Origin of the sequence: Kitasatospora herbaricolor (genome assembly GCF_030813695.1) — a bacterium.
GTDB lineage: Bacteria > Actinomycetota > Actinomycetes > Streptomycetales > Streptomycetaceae > Kitasatospora > Kitasatospora herbaricolor.
The window spans coordinates 1803482-1826289 of record NZ_JAUSVA010000002.1 but is presented as its reverse complement, the minus strand read 5'-3'; the positions used below and the strand labels follow the sequence as shown (position 1 = coordinate 1826289).

Sequence of the window (22808 nt, the reverse complement as noted above, 5' to 3'; positions counted from 1 at the left end):
CTCAGGGCCCTGTCGCGTTCCCCGCGGCAGGGCCCCGAGGCGTTCCGGGGCGCTCGTGCCCCGGATCGATCGGCGGTCCGCAGGCGCCGCAGGACCAGGCCGCGTCCGGCTCGGCGACCGGGTGGTCCTCGGGGGCCAGCACGTTGCCGCGGACGGTGGCCAGCGCGAGCAGGCCGCCGGTGACCAGCAGTCCGGCGCAGATCAGCATCGAGGTCCGGAAGGCCGCGTCCACCGAGTCCGGCACCTGGTAGGCGTCGCCGCTCAGCCCGGACAGCGCGGGCAGCGCCGCGACCGCGAGCAGGCCGGCCGCCCGGGCCGCCGCGTTGTTGACGCCGCTGGCGATCCCGGCCCGGCGCACCTCCACCGCGGCCAGCACCGTCGCGGTGAGCGGCGCCACCAGCAGGACCATCCCGCAGCCCATCACGGTGGTGGCCGGCAGCACCTCCGTCCAGTAGGAGGCGTCCGGGCCGATCCGCAGCATCAGCAGCACGCCCGTCGCGCAGATCAGCGGCCCGAGGAACAGCGGCAGCCGGGGGCCGATCCGCTTGCCGAGCCGACCGGCCCGGGCGGACAGCGCCAGCATCAGCACTGTGATCGGCAGCAGGGCGAGCCCGGAGGTCAGCGGGGTGAAGCCGGAGACCGTCTGGAGCTGCACCACCAGCAGGAAGAACACGCCGCTGAAGGCCGCGTACACGCAGAGGGTGACCAGGTTCACCGCGGTGAACAGGCGTGAGGAGAACAGCTCCAGCGGCAGCATCGGGGACGCGGTGCGCCGTTCGACGGCGATGAACACCGCGCCGAGCAGCAGCCCGGCGGCGCCGGAGAGCCAGACCGCGGGGGAGAGCCCTTCGCCGGCGGCCGTCAGCGCGTAGGTCACCCCGCCGAGGGCGAGCGCGGCCAGCACCGCCCCCGCGATGTCGAAGCTGCCGGTGGCGCTCTCGTCCCGGCTCTCCGGTACGTGCCGCAGCGAGACGGCGAGCACCACGGCGGCCAACGGCACGTTCAGCAGGAAGATCCAGCGCCAGCCCGGGCCGTCCACCAGCCAGCCGCCCAGGAAGGGGCCGACCGCCGCGGCGACCCCGCCGAGGCCGGACCAGAGGCCGACCGCCGCCGAGCGGTCGTCGGGCCGGAAGGTCGCCTGCAGCATCGCCAGGGATCCGGGGGTGAGCAGCGCGCCGCCGATGCCCTGCAGGGCGCGGGCCGCGATCAGCACCCCGACGTTCGGGGCGGCCGCGCAGACGGCGGAGGCGACGGCGAACCAGCAGACGCCGATCAGGAAGACCCGGCGCCGGCCGTACCGGTCGCCGAGCGCCCCGCCGAGCAGGATCAGCCCGGCCAGGGTGAGCAGATAGGCGTTCAGAGTCCATTGCAGGGCGGCCAAGGAGGCGCCGAGGTCCTCGCCGATCCGCGGCAGGGCGACGTTGACGACGGTGCCGTCCAGCATGGCCATGCTGGAGCCGAGCACCGTGGCCAGCACCACCCAGCGCCCCTGCGGGGTGCCGATCCTGAGTGCGCCGGCGGCGTCGGTTTCCACGGCTCGATCCTGCGCCCGGGGGGCCTACGTGACAAGGGTCACCGGCGGCGCGTCCGGGTGGTGGCTGAGCGTGTGCGGTGGTGGACGCAGGGCCGAGAATGTCGGCGCAGGGGGGTCGGACGGTCGCTCAGCGCGATTGGATTGTGCACGTACTGCACAGTCGATCATTCGGAGAGTCACTGAATTCCCTGGGATTTTTGTGAATTTCCGGAGGTGAATGTGATCGACATTGATTAACCCGGGCCGATGGGCTTTGCTTCAGCGACCGCCCGGCCAATGTCCGGGTGGGCCCGCCGGGTGGAACGCCTAGTCCTGCCGCTGCCCGGGGGCTTCGAACGAACTCTGTACGGCAGGAGTGGGGGACCCACAGGTAAGTCGCCGTCCCGTCAGCCGGGACGGCTTGGGGTGAAGCCGCGCTTGCGGCCGGGCAACTCCAGCCCGAACCCGACAGCTCACCTCGCAGGCGTCGGAGAGGAAATACCCCATGCCCGCACAGGCAAAGCACCGTCGTAACCGTCTGCCCCGTCTCGCCCGGATCGGCATCGCCACCGGTGTGACCGGCGCGGTTCTCGCCCTTCCCCTGGTGACCGCCGTCAGCGCCTCGGCGCACGAGGTCCCGGCCGCCAAGTCGCAGTCCACCACCTGGACCGGTGCCACCAGCGCCGACGCCGTGGCCGTCAAGGCCGCCGCCGTCGAGACCGCCCCCGCCGCGGCCCCGGCCGCCGCGCCGGCCGCCGCCGTCGACGAGACCTACAAGGTGGTCGGCGGTGACACCCTGTCGAAGATCGCCGCGGCGAAGAACGTCGACGGCGGGTGGCACGCGCTGTACGAGACCAACCGCTCGGTCGTCGGCGCCAACCCGAACCTGATCTACCCGGGTCAGCAGCTCGTGGTCGGCAAGGCCGCCGCCCAGGCGCCCGCCGCCGCCCCGGCCCCGAAGACCTCCTCCGACTCCGCGCCGGCCAAGAAGGCCACCCCGGCCCCGAAGGTCACTCAGGCCCCGAAGGCCACTCAGGCGCCCAAGGTCGCCGAGGCCCCGAAGGCCACTCAGGCCCCGAAGCCGGTCGAGGCTCCCAAGCCCGCCGCCACCACCGCGCCGAAGCCGGCCGTCACCCCGGCCCCGGCCGCGGCCGCCAGCACCTCCGGCTACACCGCGCCGATCGCCGGCGCCCGCCTCGGCACCGCCTACGGCGTGGCCGGCTCCATGTGGTCCAGCGGCCACCACACCGGTGCCGACTTCGTCGCCGCCACCGGCACCCCGCTGAAGGCCGTCGCGGCCGGCACCGTCGTCAAGGCGGGCCCGGGCGGCGCCTACGGCAACGAGGTCGAGATCAAGCTGGCGGACGGCAAGTACGCCCAGTACGCCCACCTCTCCTCGATCGGCGTCAAGGTCGGCCAGACCGTGACCGTCGGCCAGCAGATCGGTCTCTCCGGCGCGACCGGCAACGTGACCGGCCCGCACCTGCACTTCGAGATCCGCACCGGCTCGGAGTACGGCTCGGACATCGACCCGATCGCCTACCTCCGTGCGCACGGCGTCAGCATCTGACACCGGGTACGAACCCTCGCGGCCTGATGCGCCGCGGTAGTTGAACACCGGCCGGGCCGGCAGCGAACGCTCATCGCTGCGGGCCCGGCCAGTTCGCGTTTCCTCGGGGGGGGGGGATTTCCGGCGGCACCTTTCCTCCGGTCAGGCCGGCACGCTCTCCCGGTGCACCTGGTCGTCCTCGTACAGTCTGGTCGCGATGGCCTCGACCGCGCGGTCGAGCCGGGCCCGGTCGGCGGGGTCGGTGACGTCCCAGTCGTCCAGGTGCCGGTCGATCCAGTGTCGCCAGGCCTCGGCGAGGCGCTCGACCTCGCGCTCGCCCCGGGGGGTGAGCGCCAGCACCCCGTGCTCGCTCTCGGCGAGGCCCGCGCGCAGGGTCCGCTCGGCCGCGGGCCGGACGACCTCCTCCGGCATGTGGTGCGCGGTCGCGATGGCCAGCAGGGTGGCTCCGCCCTGGAGCTTGGTGCGCCAGTAGATCTGACCGAGCATCCAGGCCTGGTCCGGGCCGACCGTGCTGCCCGAGTCGGCCAGCAGCCGGCGCCCGATCTCCGGCCGTCCCTTGGCCTTGCGCAGCAGGTTGGCGAGCGCCCGCTCCAGCTGCCGGTCGGCGTCCCCGCTGTCCGGTGCGCCGAAGGCCTCGCCCATGTCGGAGGCGCCGGCCCGGGCGCTGTCCCGCAGCGGCACCTCCTTCAGGAACCAGGCCACCACGAAGCCCACCAGGGCGACCGGCACCACCCACTGGAAGACGTAGTTGATGGTGTCGGCGTAGGCCTGGACGAACGGCTGGGCCACGTCGGCGGGCAGCTCCCGCAGCGCCTGCGGGCTCTGCACCGCGGCCGGCGGCACGCCGGGGGACTGCGCGAAGGCCTCCTCCAGGTTGGGGCCCAGCTGGTTGGTGAAGAGGGTGCCGAACACCGCCGTGCCGAAGGAGCTGCCGAGCGTCCGGAAGAAGGTGACGCCGGAGGTCGCGGTGCCCAGCTCGTGGTACGGGACGGTGTTCTGGACGGCGATGGTCAGCACCTGCATGGCCAGACCGATGCCGAGCCCCAGGACGAACATGTACAGGGACTCCAGCCAGACGCCGGTGTCCGGACCCATCGTCGACATCAGGTACAGGCCCAGCGCCATCACGGCGGTGCCGAGGATCGGGAAGATCCGGTAGCGGCCGGTGCGGCTCACCACCACGCCCGAGAGCACCGACATGCCGAGCAGGCCCACCACCATCGGCAGGGTGCGCACCCCCGAGCCGGTGGCCGAGACGCCGTCGACGAACTGCAGGTACGTCGGCAGGTAGGTCATCGCGCCGAGCATCGCGAACCCGACGATGAAGCTGAGCACCGAGCAGACCGTGAAGACCGAGTTGCGGAAGAGGTGCATCGGCAGCATCGGCTCCGGGGCCCGCAGTTCCACCAGGACGAAGGCCACCAGCAGCAGCACCGAGCCGGTGAACAGCCCGATGATCACGGGCGAGCTCCAGGCGTACTCGTTGCCGCCCCACTCCAGGCCGAGCACCAGGCCGCTGGCGCCGAGCGCGATCAGCACGATGCCGAGGTAGTCGATGACCGGGCGGACGGCGGCGCGGACCGAGGGGATCGTCCGGGCGGCCATCACGATCATCACCGCGGCGATCGGGATGTTGACGTAGAAGCACCAGCGCCAGGAGGCGTGGTCGGTGAACAGCCCGCCCAGGGTCGGGCCGACCACCGTGGTGACGCCGAAGACGGCACCCAGCGCGCCCTGGTACTTCCCGCGTTCGCGCAGCGGGATGACGTCCGCGATCAGCGCCATCGCGGTGACCATCAGCCCGCCGCCGCCCACGCCCTGCACCGCCCGGCCGATGATCAGCACCGCCATGCCGTTGGCCGCGCCGGAGACCACCGAGCCCGCGATGAAGATCACCGCGCTCACCTGGAAGACGATCTTGCGGCCGAACAGGTCGCCGAACTTGCCGACCAGCACCGTGGCGACGGTCTCGGCCAGCAGGTAGGCCGTCACCACCCAGGCCATGTGACCGCCGCCGCCGAGGTCCGCCACGATGGTGGGCAGCGCGGTGGAGACGATGGTCTGGTCGAGGGCGGCCATCAGCATGCCGAGCACGATGGTCAGGAAGACGACGTTCGTCTGGCGCCGGCTCAGCGAGGGTGGAGAGGGCGGCGCGGGCACGGCCTCGGTCACGGTGGTGTCGGACATGGCCGGGCCTCCTGGGCGGGGAGCAGGTCAACCCAGCTTTGGCGCGGTGCGGCGGGCCCGCCACCGGAGCGGGCGTCCGGGTGGCCGGCGGCGCCACCGGCCGGGACGGGCGGGGCGGCGGGCGCGGCGCGGCCCCGGACGGTCCTGCCGTCCGGGGCCCGGCCGCGGCGTCCCGCCGTCCGTCAGCCGATCACGGCCTGGGCGTCGATCTCCACCAGCATCGGCTCCTGCGGCAGCTCGCAGAAGATCGTCGTGCGGCAGGGCTTCACGCCGCCCGGCTTGATGTTCTCGTCGATGAACTCGGCGTACACCTCGTTCATCAGCGCGAAGTCGGAGCGCTTGGTGAGGTAGACGCGGAACATCACCACGTCCTCGACGGTCGCGCCGCCGGCCTCGACGATGGCCTTGACGTTCTCCAGCGTCCGCCGGGTCTGCGCCTTCACGTCGCCGGGGAAGAGGTACTCGGCGGTCGCCGGGTCCTGCGGGCCCTGGCCGGACACCTGGAGGATCGGGCCCTTGCGGACGCCCTGGGAGAACATCCAGGCCGGGGCGGGGGCGCCGTCGGTACGGATCTCGACCTTGTCGCTCATGGTGGGGTGCTCGCTCATCTTCGGGGGGTTCCTCGGTCGGTCGGGGCTGGTGCGGCGCCGGGTCGTGCGGGCGGCGCGGCGCGGACGGGTGTGGGTGGGGGGGCGGCCGGTTGGCCGGGTGAGGCTGGTCGGTCGGGTGAGGCCGGGTCAGGCGGTGCCCGGCGGCAGCCCGCAGTCGGCGGAGACCGCCCGGGCCGTGGCCAGCAGCTGGGGCAGCAGTTCCAGCACCCGCTCGTACGGGAGCACCACGTCGGGCACCGAGATCGAGGCGGCCGCCACCACCCGGCCGGTGGCGTCCCGGACCGGCGCCGCCACACAGTTGATGAAGGACTCGTGCTCGGCGTGGTCCTGCGCCCAGCCGCGGGCCGCGACGGTGTCCAGCTCGGCCAGCAGTGCCTCGGGCGTGGTCAGCGTGTTGGCGGTGTACGGGGTGAAGTCGATGCCCGCCACCACCCGGCGGCGCTCGGCCACCGGCAGGTCCGCGAGCAGCACCTTGGCGACCGCCGCGCAGTGCAGCGCCGCCCGCAGGCCGATCCGCGAGTACATCCGCACCGGGTGCCGGGAGTCGTACTTGTCGATGTAGACCACCTCGCCGCCCTCGTACGCGGCCAGGTGGACCGTCTGGCCGGTCGCCGAGTTCAGCGCCGCCAGGTGCGGTGCCGCCGCCCGGCGCACCCCGCGCTGCTCCAGCGCCAGGCTGGAGAGCGCGAACAGGCCGGCGCCCAGGTGGTAGCGGTACGCCGCGTCGCGGTAGACGAAACGCTCCTCCTCAAGGCTCTGCAGCAGGCGCAGCGCGGTGGTCTTGTGCACGCCGAGCAGCTCGGCCAGCTGGTCGAGGGAGCGCTCACCCTCGCCGAGCTCGGCGAGCAGGCGCAGGGCACGGGTGACGGTCTGGCTCATCTCGCTCCAACCACGGGGGACGCGCCCTGCCGGGACGGGAGCGCGGGAAGTACCGGGGACACGATGCCATCCGCCGAGACCCGGGTCGCGGCCCAGTCCCCGGCCGAGGCGTCCAGCAGGGCCGCGACCACCTCGCGCGCGGGCAGCTCGGCCTGGTCGCCGGGTGCGGTCAGGGCGCAGGCGGCGCTGAGGTGGCCCAGCCGCAGGCGGCGGCGCTGGTCCAGGCCGCGCAGGGTGCCGGCCAGGTAGCCGGCGGCGAAGGCGTCGCCGGCACCGGTCGCCTCGACCACCTCCACGGTCAGCGCGGCCTCGCCGACCGCCGTGCCGTCCCGGCCGACGGCGGTCACCAGCCGGTCGGCGTCCTTGACCACCACGGTGGCGGGGGAGGGGAAGCGGGCGCGCAGCGCCTGCGGGTCACCGGTCCCGAGGACGGCCTCGGCCTCGTCGGCGCCGAGCAGCAGGACGTCGGCGGCGTCCATCAGGGCCGGGAGCACGGCCGGGTCGCGGCCGTGCCACAGCGCCGGACGCCAGTTCAGGTCGAAGCTGACCAGCAGGTCGCGGGTGACCGCCGGGCGCGGGCGGACCAGCAGCGCCCGGACCAGTTCCAGGCAGCCGTCGGAGAGCGCCGCGGTGATCCCGGACAGGTGCAGCAGCCGGGCGCCGGCCAGCAGCCGGGCCGCCGCCGGCTCCGCGAGCAGGTCGGGGGAGAGGGCGGCGGCGGCCGAGCCGGCCCGGTAGTAGTGCAGCCGGCTGCGTCCGCTGCCGAGGTCGTACGGCTCGCCGGTGGAGCCGCCGACCTCCTTGAGGTAGATCCCGGTGGGGCGGGTGGGGTCGACCACGACCGCCGAGACGTCCACGCCGCGGGCGGCCACCCCGGCCGTCAGCCGCCGGCCGAACCCGTCGTCGCCGACCCGGCTGATCCAGCCGCTGCGCACGCCCAGCGCCGAGAGCGCGCCCGCCACGTTCGACTCGGCGCCACCGAGCGAGACCCGGAAGCCCTCGACGCTCTCCAGCGGGCCCGGCCGTTCGGGCAGCAGCACGGCCATCGACTCCCCCAGGCACACCGCCTCCGGGAGGCCGTCGGCGGCCTCCGGGTCCACGGTGGCCGCGGTGTCCTGACCTGCCATCTGGTGCGCTCCCTCATGTCATGCCGTCGACCCGTGACCGGTGCTTCGCCGACCGGTGCCCCGTGGCCCGGTGCCCCGTGGCCCGTGGCCCGGTCTTCCGAGGCCAGGGGCCTCGCCGCCCGGTGATCCGTTGACCGGTGTTCCGCGCCGATGCTAGAACCGTCTCATCAACATATGCAATAGTCGTTGCACATGTTGCAACCTCGCCGCCCGAGCCGGGACCGAGGAACAACCGGAGGCACAGGGTGAATCACACGCAGGCAAGCAGCGGAACCACGTACGCGAGCAGCAGCACCGGGCCCGGCATCGCCGCCGCCGAGGTCGCCGCCCTCGCCGAGGAGACCCTCGACTGGCGGTTCAAGGCACTGCCGGCCGCCGCCCGGGGCCTGACCGTCCGCGAGTACCTCGCCGGCCGGCCCGCCCTCGCCGACCTCGGCACCCCGCTGCTCACCCTCGACGCCGGCGCCCTCGACCACAACCTCACCACCATGGCCCGCTGGTGCGCCGAGGCCGGCGTCGCGCTCGCCCCGCACGGCAAGACCACCATGGCCCCCGCCCTCTGGCAGGCCCAGATCGAGGCAGGCAGCCACGGCATCACCCTGGCCAACCTCCCGCAGCTGCGGGTCGCCCGTGCCTTCGGCGTCGACCGGATCCAGCTCGCCAACACCCTGCTCGACCCGGCGGGACTCGGCTGGCTCGCCGCCGAACTCGACACCGACCCCGGCTTCGCCTTCACCTCCTGGGTCGACAGCGCCGACAGCGTCCGGATGATGGACCAGGCGCTGCGCGCCGCCGGCGCCCGTCGCCCGGTCGAGGTGCTGGTCGAACTCGGCGGCCCCGCCGGACGCACCGGCGCCCGGACGGTGGCCGAGGCCGTCCAGGTCGCCGAGGCCGTGCTCGCCGCACCCACCCTGCACCTGGCCGGCGTCGGCGGCTACGAGGGTGCGCTCGCGCACGACGCCGGCGAGCAGGCCCTCGCCACCGTCCGGGCCTACCTGCGCCGGCTCGCCGAACTGCACCGCGCCCTGACCGGCCGGTACGAGAGCCAGCGGCCGCTGGTCACCGCCGGCGGCAGCGCCTACTTCGACACCGTCGTCGAGGAGTTGAAGCCCCTCGACGACGCCCTGGTGGTCATCCGGGCGGGCGCCTACCTGGCCCACGACGACGGCTTCTACCGCGGCATCTCGCCGCTCGCCCGCGGTGCCGGCACCCCGCTGCGCCCCGCCCTGCACGGCTGGGCCCGGGTGGTCTCCCACCCCGAACCGGACCTCTCCCTGCTGGACGCCGGCAAGCGCGACCTGCCCTTCGACGAGGGGATGCCCGAGCCGCAGCGCGTCCGCACCACGTCCGGCGTCCGGAGCCTCGCCGGCACCGAGGCGCGGATCCGCCAACTCAACGACCAGCACGCCTTCCTGGTGGGGGCCGGCGAGCAGGCCCCGGTCGGCGCCGTCGTCCGGCTCGGCCTCTCGCACCCCTGCACGGCCTTCGACAAGTGGACGATGATCCCCGTCCTCGACGACGCCGACAGTGCCGAGCCGCGGGTCGTCGGCCTGGTCAGGACGTACTTCTGATGGCCCGGCCCGAGGCTCCCGCACCCCGGCCGGACCTGCTCTTCCGCGGCGCCACCGTGGTGGACGGCAGCGGCGCCGAACGCTACCGCGCCGACGTCCGGGTCACCGACGGGGTGATCGCCGAGATCGGCCGCCCCGACCTCGGCGGGGACCCCGCCGGCGCCCGGACCGTCGACGCCGACGGGCTGGTGCTCGCCCCCGGCTTCATCGACATGCACGCGCACTCCGACCTGCGGCTGCTGGTCGAGCCCGAGCACCCGTCCCGGGTCACCCAGGGCGTCACCTGCGAGGTGCTCGGCCAGGACGGCCTCTCCTACGCACCCGTCGACGACCGCACCCTGCCCGCGCTGCGCCGCCAGATCGCCGGCTGGAACGGCGACCCGGCCGGTTTCGACTGGGCCTGGCGCAGCGTCGGCGAGTACCTGGACCGCCTCGACCGGGGCATCGCCGTCAACGCCTGCTACCTGGTGCCGCACGGCACCGTCCGGATGCTCGCGATGGGCTGGGACGACCGCCCGCCCACGCCGCTCGAACTCGACCGGATGCGGCACCTGCTCGCCCAGGGGCTGCGCGAGGGCGCGGTCGGCATGTCCAGCGGGCTCACCTACACCCCCGGGATGTACGCCGGCACCGACGAGCTGGTCGCCCTCTGCGAGGTGGTAGCCGCCCACGGCGGCTACCACGCCCCGCACCAACGCTCCTACGGAGCAGGGGCGTTGGAGGGGTACGCGGAGATGGTGGAGATCGCCCGGAAGTCCGGCTGCCCGCTGCACCTCACCCATGCCACGATGAACTTCGGCGTCAACCGGGGCCGGGCCGGCGAACTGCTGGACCTGGTCGACCGGGCGATCGCGGACGGCTGCGACCTCACCCTGGACAGCTACCCCTACCTCCCCGGCTCCACCACCCTGGCCGCCCTGCTGCCCAGTTGGGCCACCGAGGGCGGCCCGGACGCCACCCTCGCCCGGCTCGCCGACCCCGCCGCCCGCGAGCGGATCAGGATCGAGGTGGAGGAGAAGGGCAGTGACGGCTGCCACGGCGTCGTCACCGACTGGGCCACCGTCCAGATCTCCGGCGTGGGCAACCAGGCCCTCGCCGCCACCGTCGGGCGGACGGTCGCCGACCTCGCCGCCGAGCGCGGACGCGGTGGCACCGAGGTCTTCTTCGAGCTGCTGCTGGACGACGGGCTGGCCACCACCATCCTCCAGCACGTCGGCCACGAGGAGAACGTCCGGGCGATCATGCGCCACCCCGCGCACACCGCCGGCAGTGACGGCCTGCTGGTCGGGGCCCGGCCGCACCCCCGGGCCTGGGGCACCTTCGCCCGCTACCTGGGCCACTACAGCCGGGAGTTGGGCGTCCTCACGTTGGAGGAGACGGTCGCCCGGATGACCGGCAGGCCGGCCCGCCGGCTGCGACTGGACCGGCGCGGCCTGATCCGCTCCGGCCACCACGCCGACCTGGTGCTGTTCGACCTCGCCATGGTCCGGGACACCGCCACCTTCGACGAGCCCAGGCTGCCCGCCGCCGGCATCGAGTACGTCTACGTCAACGGCGTCGCCGTGGTCGAGCGGGGCCGCACCACCGGTGCCCTGCCCGGCCGCGCCCTGCGCCGCACCGAACAAGGAGCCCGAGCCCTGTGAGCAACCCCAGCAGCCCCACCGGCACCGTCCTGGCCGACACCCGGGCCGCGCTGGCCGCGGACCCGGTGATCGCCGTCGTCCGCGCACCGCGGATACCCGACGCCGCCGCGCTCTGCGCCGCCCTCGCCGCCGGCGGCATCACCTGGGTCGAATTCACCTTCACCACACCGGATGTGACGGATCATCTGTGCCGCGCCGCGGCCGCCGGCTGGCGGGTCGGCGTCGGCACCGTGCTGACCGCCGGGCAGGCCGAGCAGGGCATCGGGGCCGGCGCGGCCTTCCTGGTCACCCCCGGCGTCCGGCCCGAGGTCGCCGGGGCCGCGCACGCGGCCGGCGTCCCCGTGGTGCTCGGCGCGCTCACCCCCACCGAGGTCGCGCGGGCGGCCGAACTGGGCGCCGCCGCCGTGAAGATCTTCCCCGCGAAGGCCTTCGGCCCCGGCTACTTCAAGGACCTGAACGGCCCCTACCCCGGCCTACCGCTGGTCGCCTCCGGCGGTGTCAACGCGGACAACGCCGCCGAGTTCCTCGCCCACGGCGCGCTCGCCGTCTGCGCCGGGACGGACGTCGTCCCGCCCGCCGTGGTCGCCGCGGGTGACTGGGCCGAGATCACCCGCCGGGCCAAGGTCTTCACCGCCGCCTGCCGCCCGAGCTGACCCTGCTCCGTCCGGCGCGCGGCCTCGTTCCGTGCGCGCCGCGGCAGCCGCACGGCACCTCGCCCGGTCGCCGGTGCACGACAGCCGGCCACGGTCGGCGGTGCTCGGCGGACGGTCGGCGGGCGCCCGCCCGGGGCGACCCGGGTGGACAGCTGCGGACAGGAGTGGACAGTCCCTGCCCGGCCCGGGCCTGGAATGTGGACACCGTCCGGCGCGAGGCTCTCCGCCATGAACCTCCTACGCATCCAGGCGGACCGGGCGGCCCCCGCGCCCCGGCCGGGGGCCGCGCTCGCGGCTCTCGCGGCGGCCCAGTTCACCGTCATGCTCGCCACCTCGATCGTGAACGTGGCGCTGCCGCAGATCCGGGCCGGGGTGGGCCTGTCGGACGGCGGCACCACCTGGGTCGTCAACGCCTACGGGCTGGCGTTCGGGGCGCTGCTGCTGGCCGGCGGGCGGACGGCCGACCTGCTCGGGCGCCGCCGGGTGCTGATCGCGGGCCTCGCGCTGTTCGCGGCGGCCTCGGCGGCGGCCGGCCTCGCCACCTCCTCGGGTGTGCTGATCGCCGCCCGCGCCGTTCAGGGCCTCGGCGCCGCCGCCGTCGCCCCCGCCGCGCTCGCCCTGGCGATGGAGCTGTTCCCGTCCGGTCCGGGGCGGGGCCGGGCCCTGGGGGTGTGGGGCGCGGTCTCCGGCGCGGGCGGGGCGGCCGGCGTCCTGCTGGGCGGCGTGCTCACCCAGGCCTGGGGCTGGCCGTGGATCTTCCACGCCGTGGCCCTCGGGGCGGCCCTGGTCCTGGCCGCCGTGGCGCTCCTCGTGCCGGGGGCGCCCGGCCCAAGGGCCGCCGGGCGCTTCGACCTGCCCGGCACCGCCGCCGTCACCCTCGCCCTGACCTGCCTGGTCTGGGGGCTGACCACCGCCCGCTCCGCCGGCTGGACGGACGCCCGGGTGCTCGGCGCCCTGCTCGGCGCCGCCGCACTGCTCGCGGCCTTCACCGTGGTCGAACTCCGCCGGCCGGACGCGCTGCTGCCGCCCCGGCTGTTCGCCACCGGCCGGGTCGCGGCGGGCAACCTGCTGATGGCGCTGCTGGGGTCCGTCTGGATCGCGCTGTTCTTCTTCCTGCCGCTCTACCAGCAACAGGTGCTCGGATCCAGCCCCTTGGCCACCGGAGCCGGGCAACTCCCGCTCGCCGCGGCCAACATGCTCGGTGCCGCGGTGGCGCCCCGGATCGCCCGGCGGATCGGCGCCGCCACCACCCTGACGGCGGCGCTGCTCACCGAGGCAGCCGGGATGCTGTGGCTGTCCCGGATCGGCGCCGACGGGAGCTACCGGGCCGACGTCCTCGGCCCGAGCATCCTGATCGGCCTCGGTCTCAGCACCGCCTTCGTCCTGCTCACCGCGCTCGCGGTGGAAGGCGTCCGGCCGCAGGACGCGGGCCTGGCCGGCGGACTGGTGAACACCACCCGCCAGGTCGGCGGGGCGATCGGCCTGGCCGCCCTGGCCACCCTGGCCGGCTCGGTCACCGCGCACGCGGCCACCCGGGAGCCCCGCCTGGAGGCGCTCACCGCCGGCTACCGCGCCGCCTTCACGGTCTCGGCCGCTGTCCTGGCCGCCACCGCACTCCTCGCCGTGCCGCTCGCCCGCCGCACCCCCCGGACGGCCGGGGACGGCCCCGCCCGCCCCGGGACGGCCACCGGGCCGACGCCGACGCCGACGCCCCGGCCGGGCCGGTCGCCCGACCACCTGCCCACCACCTGATCCACACCCCGGGGCCGGGCCACCGCGGGTGGGCCCCGGCCCCCTGACCATCGCCGATCCGCTCATCGCCAGCACCGACAAGGACACCCCATGCACACCATCGACACCACCGCCCCCGTCGTCGTCCGCCTGACGCGGGCGATCGACGCCCCGCTCGCCACCGTCTGGTCGCTGCACACCGACATCGACAACTGGCCGGTCTGGAACGTCGGCATCGACCAGGCCACGCTCGGCGCCCCGGTGGCGGTCGGCAGCAGCTTCACCTGGCGGACCCACGGGCTGAGCATCACCTCCACCGTCCGCGAACTCGTCCCCGGACAGCGGATCGTCTGGGGCGGGACCGTCGAGGGCATCGTCGGCATCCACAGCTGGACCTTCGAGCGGAGCGGCGACCAGGTCGTCGTCCACACCGAGGAGTCCTGGAGCGGCCGGCCCGTGGACGCCGCCCCCGACGAACTCGCCACGGCCCTGCGGGCCTCCCTGGAGAGCTGGCTCGACAGCCTCAAGGCCCGTGCCGAGCAGACGGGTTGAGGGCAGAGCCCGCCGCAGGTCACCGATGAGCACGACCGACCACGACCGACACGAACCTCGACCACGACCGACCACGACCCACACGACCCACACGACCCACACGACCCACGAGACCCGAGGACCCCGACCATGACCAGCAAGCCGTACCTGACCGGCCACTACACCCCCGTCGCCGACGAGATCACCGCCACCGGGCTCACCGTCGAGGGCACCCTGCCCCCGGAGCTGACCGGCCGGCTGATCCGCAACAGCCACAACCCCAAGCCCGGTGTCACCCCCAGCCACTGGTTCAAGGGCAGCGGCATGGTCCACGGCATCCGGCTGCGCGAGGGCCGCGCCGAGTGGTACCGCAACCGGTGGGTGCACACCCCGGCCCTCGACGGCGCCCCCTACCTGACCGAGCACGGACCGGACCTCACCGCCAGCACCGCAGGCACCCACGTCATCGAGCACGCCGGCCGGCTGCTCGCCCTGTGCGAGGCCAACGTGCCCTTCGAGCTGACCCCGGACCTGGAGACCGTCGGCGCCCACGACTTCGGCGGCAAGCTGCGCGGCGCGATGACCGCGCACCCCAAGGTCGACCCGGTGTCGGGGGAACTCCACTTCTTCGGGTCCTCGCCGTTCCCGCCGTACCTGACGTACTACGTCGCCGACGCCAAGGGCGAGATCGTGCACAGCGCCGAGGTCCCCGGCGCGACCGCCTCGCTCAAGCACGACTTCGCGGTCACCCGCCGCCATGTGGTGTTCGTCGAGGGCAGCGTCACCTTCGACCCGGCCGAGCACTCCGGCATCCCCTACGGCTGGAGCGACCGGCAGCCCTCGCGCATCGGTGTGATGCCCCGCGGGGCCGACGGCGCCGGACGGATCCGCTGGTTCTCCGTCGAGCCGGGCAACATGCTGCACGCCGCCAACGCCTACGAGGACAGCCGGGGCCGCATCGTGCTGGAGGGCCCGACCGTGGACCGCGAGGGGTTCGAGCTGTCCTGGAACTGGTGGGTCGGCGCGCCCGGCCGGGGGACCGAGCCCAACACCCGTTCCCACACCCGCCGCTGGGTCGTCGACCTGGCGGCCGGCACGGTCGACGAGCAGATCATCGACGATCTCGCGGTGGAGTTCCCGACCCTCAACGAGGACTACCTGGGCGCCGAGCACCGCTACCAGTACGCGGTGTCCTTCCCCGACCAGGAGGGCTACGGCGGTTACGGCGTGGTCAAGTACGACCGCGTCACCGGCGCCCGCCGTGTCCACCGGGTCGGTGACGCGCGGCTGCCCAGCGAGGCGGTGTTCGTCCCCGCGGCCGGGGCCACCAACGAGGACGACGGCTACCTCCTGACCGTCGTCTCCGACCTCAAGCAGGACGCCTCCCAGCTGCTGGTCCTGGACGCAGGCGGGCTCGACCGGGTCGCCACCGTCCACCTGCCCCGCCGGGTGACCGCCGGCATCCACGGTTCCTGGATCCCCGACGGCGACCTGGACGGCGGCCGGGGCTGACCCGCCGTCCCGGGGCGCGGCACCGCCCGCCCCCGGGACGCCCCCCGGCGGCCGGCCGGGCCGCGCTGTCGTACCGGCCCGCGATGGACGAGAATCCGTAGTCCGGCACCACCCCCGGACCCGGCAGGAGGACCCATCCCCGTGACCTCGACCCGCCCCGGCCCCGCCTGGCTGACCGACGCCGTCCTCTACCAGATCTATCCGCAGACCTACGCCGACTCCGACGGCGACGGCATCGGCGACTTCGCCGGCATCACCGACCGCCTGGACCACCTCGCCTGGCTCGGCATCGACGCGCTCTGGCTCAACCCGTGCTTCGCCTCCCCGTTCCGCGACGCGGGCTACGACGTCTCCGACTACCTGAGCACGGCGCCGCGTTACGGCGGCACCGACGATCTGGTGGCCCTGGTGGACGCGGCCCGCGCCCGGGGTATCAGGGTCCTGCTCGACCTGGTGGCCGGGCACACCTCCGACCGGCACCCGTGGTTCCTGGCCTCCGCCGACGACGCGGCGGACCACCGCTACATCTGGTCCGACCGGCCCGCCGAGGGCTTCGTCCGCTCGCCCGGCGGCCGGGCCGGCTGGTACCTGCCGAACTTCTTCGACTGCCAGCCCGCGCTCAACTTCGGCTACGCCCGCACGGACGCCGCCGAGCCGTGGCGCCAGAGCGTGGACGCCGAGGGCCCGCGCGCCAACCGGGCGGCGCTGCGCGAGATCATGGACCACTGGCTGCGGCTCGGCATCGCCGGGTTCCGCGTCGACATGGCCTCCTCCCTGGTCAAGGACGACCCCGGCAGGACCGAGACCGCGAAGCTCTGGACCGAGCTGCGGGACCAGCTGGACCGCGACCACCCGCAGGCCGCGCTGCTCGCCGAATGGGGCGACCCGGCCGCGGCCGTGGCGGCCGGGTTCCACGCCGACTTCTTCCTGCAGTTCGGCGGCCCCGACGACGGCCTGCCGCTGCGCTCGCTGTGGAACAACAACGCCGGCACGGTGCACGAGCAATGGCAGCAGGGCCCGTGCTACTTCGACGCGGCCGGCCAGGGCTCGCCGCGGTACTTCGTCGACGCCTGGCGGGCCGCCGCCGCCCTGACCGAGGGCTCGGGGCACATGGTGCTGCCCACCGCCAACCACGACTTCTCGCGGCTGTGCACCGGGCCGCGGACCCGGGAGCAACTCGCCGCCGCGTTCGCCTTCCAGCTCACCTGGCCGACCGTGCCCGCCGTGTACTACGGCGACGAGATCGGCATGCGCTACCTGCCCGGACTGCCCGACACCGAGGGCAGCGTGCTCGGCCCCCGCTACAACCGGGCCGGCTCGCGCACCCCGATGCAGTGGGAGCCCGGCCCGGGGGCGGGTTTCTCCAGCGCCCCCGCCGACCGGTTCTACCTCCCGCTCGACCCCGACCCGGACCGCCCCGACGTGGCCACCCAGCGGGCCGACCCGGACTCCCTGCTCCAGCTGGTCCGGCGTCTGATCGCGCTGCGGCGCGCCCACCCCGCCCTCGGCGCCCACGGCACGGTCGAGGTGCTGCACGACGGCTATCCGCTGGTCCACCTGCGCGGCGGCCGCTACCTGGTCGCCGTCAACCCCGGCCGGGAGCCGGTGGAGCTGCCGCTCCCGCTCGCGGCCCCGGCGGGAGCCCGGGTACTGGAGGCCAGGGGTGTCGGTCTCGGCGCGGGCACCCTGCGGGCGGACGGGTTCTCGTACGGGATCTTCGAACTCGGCTGAGCCGGCCGGATCCGCCGGTCCGATCGCCGGCCGGATCCGCCGGGGCGGCCGGCCGGTGCGAGACTGACCGGCCGGAAGCGGGTACGGCGGTGTCGGAGGAGCGGGCGGATGGACGAGCGGCGGGCGAGGGCGACCTGGGAGCAGCGGTTGCCGGGCTTCCTCCGCCCGCCGGCTCTGCTGGACACGCCGGGGAGCAGCGCGGACCGGGTGGTCACGCCGCGGCTGGCACTGTTCTTCCTGGCCGCGGCGGCCGTCCTGGTGCCGTGGACGACCTGGCTGTTCCTGACCCTGCCGGCCCGGGAGCAGGCGGAGCGCTGGAACGTCGCCTGGGGCGGTTTCGACGCACTGCTGGTGATCGTGTTCGCCGCGGCGGCGGTGCGGATCCTCCGGCTGTCGGTGAAGAGCGCGGCCGTGAACGCGGTGGCGGCAGCGTTGCTGGTGGTCGACGCCTGGTTCGACGTGATGCTGGCACCCCCCGGGGAGCTGCCGGTCGCCCTGCTGATGGCGGGGCTGGTCGAACTGCCGATGGCGTTCCTCTGCGCGCGGACCTCGTTGCGGGTGCTGTCACTGATGGAGCAGGCGCGGCCGTACCTGGTGGAGGCCGGGTTCACGGTCCGGCAGGGCCGGCTGGTGCCTCCGGAAGGCTGGGCGCCGGAGCGGCCCGCCGACGGCCCGGGCGCCGAACGGTTGTAGACTGCATCTGCAAAGGTTGCATTTACCAACCTTGGCTGATAGTTGCATTTACCACCTGAATGGAGGAGCGTCCCGCCCATGGCCGCAATCCCGGCCCCCGCACTGGGGCCCTCGCTCAAGCACCTCGCCGTCCACCTGCTCACCCCGCTGCTGATGTGCCTGGGCATGGCTCTCGCCTACCAGGGCGCCTTCCACCAGCCCGTGCCGCACCGCCTCGCGGTCGCGGTCGTCGGCACCACCCCGCAGGCCGGCGGACTGGCCGGAGCCGTCCAGGCCAAGGCCGGCCCCGCACTCGACGTACGCACCCTGGCCACACGGGACGACGCCGAGCGGCAGCTGCGCGACCGCGAGCTGACCGGCGCGTTCGTCCCGGACCCGAGGAGCCCGGAGCTGATCGTCGCCAAGGCCGGTTCCGACACCTCCGCCATGGCGGCCGAGGCGGTCTTCCGGGCGGTCGCCACCCAGCAGGGCGTCCCGCTGACGGTGACCGACATCGCCCCCACCGCGGAGGGCGACCCGACCGGCCAGGGCCTGTTCTTCCTGCTGGTGGCGCTGAGCATCGGCTCGTACGGGAGCGTCGCGGTGATCGGGGCGGCCGGGGCGGGGCTCGGCATGCGGGTGCGGGCGCTGGTCGGCCTGGTGACCTCGCTGGTGGTCGGCGTGATCGGGATCGTCACCGCCGGGCCGGTGTTCCACGTCGTCGACCACGACCTCGCGGCGGTCTGGGCGATGGGCTGGCTCTACTCGGCGGGCATCGTCGCGATCGGCACGGGCCTGCACACCTTCCTGAAGCGGTGGACCACGCTGGCGCTGATGGTGCTGTTCGTGATGCTCAACTTCACCACCTCGGGCGGCATCTACCGGCCCGAGCTGCAGAACGGTTTCTTCGGCGCCCTGCACTCCTTCTGGAACGGCGCGGGGTTCCTGGAGGGTGCCCGCGACGTGCTCTACTTCGGCGGCGGCGCCGGCCTCGGCGGCCGGCTGGCGGCGCTGGCGCTCTGGCTGCTGGCCGGCCTCGCGCTGCTGGCCGCGGCCGGGTGGTACGAGCGGCGCGGCCGGGCGGCCGACGCGACCGACCGGGTGCCGTCGCCGGCGGTGGCCGAGGAGGAGATGGGCGAGGCCGTCGGGGTCTGACCCCGCCGCACCCGCACGGCCTCGGGGCCCCGCGACCGCCCGGGTGACGGCGTGGCCCCGGTCACCGTGCGGCCGGGGGCCCCGTCCGGCCCTCGACCAGGCCGGTGAGGCCGTCGAGCAGCGAGCGGAGGCCGAACTCGAAGAGCGTGTCGAGGTCCAGGTCGTAGCCGCCCTCGACGGACCGGACCAGCCTGCTGAACACCGGGTACCGAGGGGAGGCGGTGATGGCTCGGAAGGCGGGCGCCTGCCGGTCCATCCACTCGTCCTCGGAGAGGCCGGTGGCGGCCTCGGCCTGGGCCTCGCGCTCCAGGTTGGCCGCGATGCCCTCGACATAGCCGTAGAGCAGCACGTGCACGTCGAGCATGGTCCTGGCGTCGAGGCCGCGGCCGTCCAGGGCCCTGAGCACCCACTCCGCGTGGACCATCAGGTCGGGCAGCAGCATCGGGCGGGTGAGCGATCCGAGCTGGGCCAGCCAGGGGTGCCGGCGGAACAGCGACCACAGCGTCCGCGCGCTCAGTTCCAGCTGCGCGCGCCATCCCTCCGGCGGGACGGCGGGGTACGCGGCCTCCCCGAAGGCGGCGTCGGCCATCAGCAGCAGGAGTTCCTCCTTGCTGCCGACGTACCGGTAGGGGGACATCGCGGCCACGCCCAGCCGGGCCGCGACCCCGCGCATCGACAGCGCGGCGAGCCCCTCGGCGTCGGCGATCTCGATGGCGGCCCGGACGATCCGGGCCCGGGTGAGGTCCTGGTCGCCCTCCGGGCCGTCCTGCTCCGCGCGGGCGGCCGGGGCCGGGTTCGAGCCCCGGCTCCGGGGTCGGCCCCGGTCGGGGGCCGGGGCCGGGGCGCCGGCGCCCGGAGCGACCACGGTGCCGACCCTGGGGCGGGACTCCACCAGCCCCTCCAGGCTGAGCGTGGTCAGCACCTTGGTGGCGGTGGCCAGGGCCACTCCCCACTCCTCGGCGATCCGGCGGGTCGACGGCACCCGCTCACCCGGGGCGAGTTCGCCCTCGGTGATGCGTCGGCGGAGTTCGGCGGCGATGCGCCGGAAGGGTGGATCGGTCTCCGGGTTCACGGCGGCGGGCTCCCAAGAATTTTTTTCGGACGCGCGAATCCTGTACTAGTGCAGATCCTAGCAGGAGCGACTCGGCCGGAAGGCCGGTCGTGGAGCTTCTGAGCTAGTACACAGCAGGGAAAAGGCGATTGGCAGGGCTGCACGTACGGCGTACATTCAGAACCGCGTACACCGTACCGCTTACACCGTACAAGGGAGCCTGCCATGAAGACCGTCCTGATTTCCGGCGGCGGGATCGCCGGGTCCGCCCTGGCCCACTGGCTGCGCCGCCGGGGCTTCGCCCCGACCGTGGTCGAACGCGCGCCCGCCCCGCGGACCGGCGGCCAGGCGGTCGACATCCGCGGCGCCGCCCTCACCGTCGTCCGGCGGATGGGCCTGCTGGACGAGGTGACGGCGCTGCGCACCAGGATGCGGGGGATGTCGGTGCTCGACGCCGACGGCAAGGAGCTCTCGCGCTCCACCGAGTCGACCTTCAGCAGCGGCCGGCTCGACAGCGACGACCTGGAACTGCTGCGCGAGGACCTGGTCGGCGTCCTGTACGAGAAGGCCCGCGCCGAGGCCGAGTTCGTGTTCGGGGACGCCGTCGCCGCACTCGACCAGGACGAGCACGGCGTGCAGGTCCTCTTCGAGAGCGGGCGGCGGCGCGCCTTCGACCTGGTGGTCGGCGCGGACGGCCTGCACTCCGCCGTCCGGCGGCTGGCGTTCGGGCCGACCGAGCAGTACCTCCAGCACCTGGGGATGCACCTGGCCGTCTTCGGCGCCGGCAACTTCCTCGGCCTGGACAACTGGCAGGTCTGGCTCCGGGACGGCTCGGCCGGCTACGGCATCTCCCCGGTGCGCGACAACACCGAACTGCGGATCACCTTCGGCTTCGAGTCGGGCCCGCTCGACCCGGGCCCTCGCGGCACCGACGCCCAACGGCAGCTGGTCGCCGACCGGATGGCCGGGCTGAGCTGGGAGACGCCGAGGCTGCTGCAGGCCCTGTGGGCCGCCCCCGACTTCTACGCCGACGCCATGGCCCGGATCAGCATGCCGAGTTGGTCGGCCGGGCGGGCGGTGCTGCTGGGCGACGCGGGCTACTGCGCCTCCCCGCTGTCCGGCCAGGGCACCAGCCTCGCGCTGGTCGGCGCGTACGTGCTGGCCGACGCGCTGGGCCGGGCGGACGGTGACCACCGGGTGGCCTTCGCCCGGTACGAGCAGCGGATGCGGCCTTTCGTCGAGCTCAACCAGGCGCTGGCGACCGAGAATCCGGGCGGGCCGGCCTCCGAGGCCTCGGTCGAGCGCGCCAAGAACGCGATCGCCCTGGACGACTGAGCCTGGACCAACGGGCCCTGGGCGAACGGGCCCTGGGCGAACGGGCCTTGATCGAAGAGGCCTGGGGCGACCGGGGCGGGGCGGACCGGTCGTCCGCCCGCCCCGGCGCGGCCGGCGGCAGGGGCGGTTCAGCCGCAGAGAGCCGCGTCCACCGCCACTTCGAGACGCTCCGTGACGGCGAAGTCGGACGGGACGCTGGTCACCGTGATGCTCGCGGCCCGGCCCTCGTCGGTGACCCCGCCCCGGGACTCGTACCCCGGGATGTCGCCGCCGTGGCCCCAGTAGACACCGCCGCACGACAGCGGCCTGCTGATGATGCCCAGGCCGTAGCCGGCGCCGCTGTCCCCGATGGGCACGGTGGCGCGCATCTGGGCGAGTTGGGCCGCGGGGAGCAGCCGGCCGTCGAGCAGTGCCGTGAAGAACTGGTTGAGATCGGCGTTGGTGGAGATCATCTGGCCGGCCGCCCAGGCCGGGGAGGGGTCGATCTCCGTGGTGTCGCGCGGCGGCGCGCCCGCTGAATCCACCTGGTAGCCCAGGGGGTGGGCCTCCCGGATCGTCATGTCGCCGGGAGCGGGGAAGGAGGTGTGGCGCAGCCCGATGCGGCGGATCACACGCCTGTCCACCTCCTCGGCGAGAGGGCGGCCGGTGACCTTCTGGACGATCAGCCCGGCCAGCAGGTAATTCGTGCTGCTGTAGCCGAACTTCGCCCCCGGGGCGAATTCGGACTTGTGCCGCAGGGCGATGTCGAGGATGTCGCGGGGCTCCAGGTACCGGTGCCGGCGGAGGGCGTCGTCGACGTCGCCCTCGTACTCGGGAAGTCCGCTGGTGTGCTGCAGGAGTTGGCGGACGGTGACGAGCCGCCCGTCGATCCCCTCCCCGCGGACGAGGCCCGGCAGGTAGGTGTCGACCGTGGCGTCGAGCTCGATCCTTCCCTCGCCGACCAGTTGCAGCACGACGACCGCGGTGAAGGTCTTGGTGGTGCTGCCGATCCGCACCTGGCCGTCCGCCGGGACCTTCGCCCCGGTGGACAGGTCGCCGACCCCCGCGGTGTAGGTCCGGGTGCGGCCGGCGCGGTCCCGGACGCTCGCCAGCGCGGCGGGCAGGCCGTCGTCACGCACCAGCGCGTCCAGCCGTTGCCGGACGGTGTCGGGCCTCGGGGCGGACACCGCGGGCGGCGCCAGGACTCCCGCCGTCAGGAGGCCGACGGCCACCGCCGCCGCGGCCGGCACGGCCCGTCGTCGGCCGGCGGGCCGGTGTGCGGAGGGGCGGGGCGGGCGTTCGGTCCGGTCACGCATGGGTCAACTCCTGTGGAGGGTCGGGGAAAAGCGGTGGTCGT

At 74.4% G+C, this 22808-nt stretch carries 18 protein-coding genes and 1 riboswitch; of the genes, 11 read left to right on the top strand and 7 right to left on the bottom strand.

Annotated elements, in window-relative coordinates:
• Window position 1: 1 nt before the first annotated feature.
• Window positions 2-1534 carry an MFS transporter gene (locus J2S46_RS08330; protein WP_229913032.1) on the bottom strand — a complete coding sequence of 511 codons (1533 nt, stop codon included), beginning with the start codon at window positions 1532-1534 and terminating at the stop codon, window positions 2-4.
• A 330-nt stretch (window positions 1535-1864) separates the two neighbouring features.
• A riboswitch (cyclic di-AMP (ydaO/yuaA leader) is annotated at window positions 1865-2015 on the top strand.
• A 3-nt stretch (window positions 2016-2018) separates the two neighbouring features.
• Between J2S46_RS08330 and J2S46_RS08325 the strand changes: the two genes are divergently transcribed.
• Complete coding sequence (locus tag J2S46_RS08325) at window positions 2019-3083, top strand: M23 family metallopeptidase (protein ID WP_191292079.1); 1065 nt, start codon at window positions 2019-2021, stop codon at window positions 3081-3083.
• A 141-nt stretch (window positions 3084-3224) separates the two neighbouring features.
• On the opposite strand, the gene J2S46_RS08320 is transcribed toward J2S46_RS08325, so the two are convergent.
• The 4 genes from J2S46_RS08320 to J2S46_RS08305 form a co-directional block, all read right to left on the bottom strand.
• The gene (locus J2S46_RS08320) at window positions 3225-5270 is read right to left on the bottom strand and encodes an MDR family MFS transporter (protein ID WP_191292078.1); all 2046 of its coding nucleotides are present in this window, start codon (window positions 5268-5270) and stop codon (window positions 3225-3227) included.
• 182 nt (window positions 5271-5452) lie between these two features.
• Window positions 5453-5878 (bottom strand): RidA family protein, encoded by a 426-nt coding sequence (locus J2S46_RS08315; RefSeq protein ID WP_229913031.1) that lies wholly within the window; start codon window positions 5876-5878, stop codon window positions 5453-5455.
• Window positions 5879-6007: 129 nt separating this feature from the next.
• Window positions 6008-6760 carry an IclR family transcriptional regulator gene (locus tag J2S46_RS08310; RefSeq protein WP_191292077.1) on the bottom strand — a complete coding sequence of 251 codons (753 nt, stop codon included), beginning with the start codon at window positions 6758-6760 and terminating at the stop codon, window positions 6008-6010.
• Entirely contained in the window at window positions 6757-7887 is a 1131-nt protein-coding gene (locus J2S46_RS08305; protein ID WP_191292076.1) for a sugar kinase, read from the bottom strand. The genes J2S46_RS08310 and J2S46_RS08305 overlap by 4 nt, the downstream gene beginning before the upstream one ends.
• A gap of 245 nt (window positions 7888-8132) precedes the next feature.
• Here J2S46_RS08305 and J2S46_RS08300 point away from each other — a divergent pair, with 245 nt between their 5' ends.
• The 9 genes from J2S46_RS08300 (at window position 8133) to J2S46_RS08260 (ending at window position 19086) form a co-directional block, all read left to right on the top strand.
• Entirely contained in the window at window positions 8133-9458 is a 1326-nt protein-coding gene (locus tag J2S46_RS08300; protein WP_229913030.1) for an alanine racemase, read from the top strand.
• Window positions 9458-11101, top strand: coding sequence for an N-acyl-D-amino-acid deacylase family protein (locus J2S46_RS08295; protein WP_191292075.1), 1644 nt, complete (start codon window positions 9458-9460; stop codon window positions 11099-11101). The genes J2S46_RS08300 and J2S46_RS08295 overlap by 1 nt, the downstream gene beginning before the upstream one ends.
• A complete protein-coding gene (locus tag J2S46_RS08290) occupies window positions 11098-11754 on the top strand; it encodes a bifunctional 4-hydroxy-2-oxoglutarate aldolase/2-dehydro-3-deoxy-phosphogluconate aldolase (RefSeq protein WP_229913029.1) in 657 nt (218 codons plus the stop codon). Before J2S46_RS08295 ends, J2S46_RS08290 begins: the two co-directional genes overlap by 4 nt.
• A gap of 228 nt (window positions 11755-11982) precedes the next feature.
• Window positions 11983-13506 (top strand): MFS transporter, encoded by a 1524-nt coding sequence (locus J2S46_RS08285; RefSeq protein WP_229913028.1) that lies wholly within the window; start codon window positions 11983-11985, stop codon window positions 13504-13506.
• A gap of 90 nt (window positions 13507-13596) precedes the next feature.
• Window positions 13597-14037 (top strand): SRPBCC family protein, encoded by a 441-nt coding sequence (locus tag J2S46_RS08280; protein ID WP_191292073.1) that lies wholly within the window; start codon window positions 13597-13599, stop codon window positions 14035-14037.
• Between the two features lie 129 nt (window positions 14038-14166).
• Window positions 14167-15528, top strand: coding sequence for a carotenoid oxygenase family protein (locus J2S46_RS08275; protein ID WP_191292072.1), 1362 nt, complete (start codon window positions 14167-14169; stop codon window positions 15526-15528).
• 141 nt (window positions 15529-15669) lie between these two features.
• Window positions 15670-17259, top strand: coding sequence for an alpha-amylase family glycosyl hydrolase (locus J2S46_RS08270; RefSeq protein WP_191292071.1), 1590 nt, complete (start codon window positions 15670-15672; stop codon window positions 17257-17259).
• A gap of 108 nt (window positions 17260-17367) precedes the next feature.
• The gene (locus J2S46_RS08265) at window positions 17368-17952 is read left to right on the top strand and encodes a hypothetical protein (RefSeq protein ID WP_191292070.1); all 585 of its coding nucleotides are present in this window, start codon (window positions 17368-17370) and stop codon (window positions 17950-17952) included.
• Window positions 17953-18030: 78 nt separating this feature from the next.
• A complete protein-coding gene (locus J2S46_RS08260; RefSeq protein WP_191292069.1) occupies window positions 18031-19086 on the top strand; it encodes an ABC-2 transporter permease in 1056 nt (351 codons plus the stop codon).
• Window positions 19087-19147: 61 nt separating this feature from the next.
• Here J2S46_RS08260 and J2S46_RS08255 read toward each other — a convergent pair whose 3' ends face one another.
• Window positions 19148-20158 (bottom strand): TetR/AcrR family transcriptional regulator C-terminal domain-containing protein, encoded by a 1011-nt coding sequence (locus J2S46_RS08255; protein ID WP_191292068.1) that lies wholly within the window; start codon window positions 20156-20158, stop codon window positions 19148-19150.
• Window positions 20159-20362: 204 nt separating this feature from the next.
• On the opposite strand from J2S46_RS08255, the gene J2S46_RS08250 reads away from it, so the two are divergent.
• A complete protein-coding gene (locus tag J2S46_RS08250) occupies window positions 20363-21472 on the top strand; it encodes an FAD-dependent monooxygenase (protein ID WP_191292067.1) in 1110 nt (369 codons plus the stop codon).
• A gap of 128 nt (window positions 21473-21600) precedes the next feature.
• Here the strand turns inward: J2S46_RS08250 and J2S46_RS08245 are convergent, their stop codons facing one another.
• Window positions 21601-22767 carry a serine hydrolase domain-containing protein gene (locus J2S46_RS08245; RefSeq protein ID WP_191292066.1) on the bottom strand — a complete coding sequence of 389 codons (1167 nt, stop codon included), beginning with the start codon at window positions 22765-22767 and terminating at the stop codon, window positions 21601-21603.
• Window positions 22768-22808 lie beyond the last annotated feature (41 nt).

Coding starts and splice junctions, on each gene's coding strand:
- J2S46_RS08325 (WP_191292079.1), top strand. CDS start 2,019: ATGCCCGCACAGGCAAAGCACCGTCGTAACCGTCTGCCCCGTCTCGCC.
- J2S46_RS08320 (WP_191292078.1), bottom strand. CDS start 5,270: ATGTCCGACACCACCGTGACCGAGGCCGTGCCCGCGCCGCCCTCTCCA.
- J2S46_RS08315 (WP_229913031.1), bottom strand. CDS start 5,878: ATGAGCGAGCACCCCACCATGAGCGACAAGGTCGAGATCCGTACCGAC.
- J2S46_RS08310 (WP_191292077.1), bottom strand. CDS start 6,760: ATGAGCCAGACCGTCACCCGTGCCCTGCGCCTGCTCGCCGAGCTCGGC.
- J2S46_RS08305 (WP_191292076.1), bottom strand. CDS start 7,887: ATGGCAGGTCAGGACACCGCGGCCACCGTGGACCCGGAGGCCGCCGAC.
- J2S46_RS08295 (WP_191292075.1), top strand. CDS start 9,458: ATGGCCCGGCCCGAGGCTCCCGCACCCCGGCCGGACCTGCTCTTCCGC.
- J2S46_RS08285 (WP_229913028.1), top strand. CDS start 11,983: ATGAACCTCCTACGCATCCAGGCGGACCGGGCGGCCCCCGCGCCCCGG.
- J2S46_RS08280 (WP_191292073.1), top strand. CDS start 13,597: ATGCACACCATCGACACCACCGCCCCCGTCGTCGTCCGCCTGACGCGG.
- J2S46_RS08275 (WP_191292072.1), top strand. CDS start 14,167: ATGACCAGCAAGCCGTACCTGACCGGCCACTACACCCCCGTCGCCGAC.
- J2S46_RS08265 (WP_191292070.1), top strand. CDS start 17,368: ATGGACGAGCGGCGGGCGAGGGCGACCTGGGAGCAGCGGTTGCCGGGC.
- J2S46_RS08260 (WP_191292069.1), top strand. CDS start 18,031: ATGGCCGCAATCCCGGCCCCCGCACTGGGGCCCTCGCTCAAGCACCTC.
- J2S46_RS08250 (WP_191292067.1), top strand. CDS start 20,363: ATGAAGACCGTCCTGATTTCCGGCGGCGGGATCGCCGGGTCCGCCCTG.
- J2S46_RS08245 (WP_191292066.1), bottom strand. CDS start 22,767: ATGCGTGACCGGACCGAACGCCCGCCCCGCCCCTCCGCACACCGGCCC.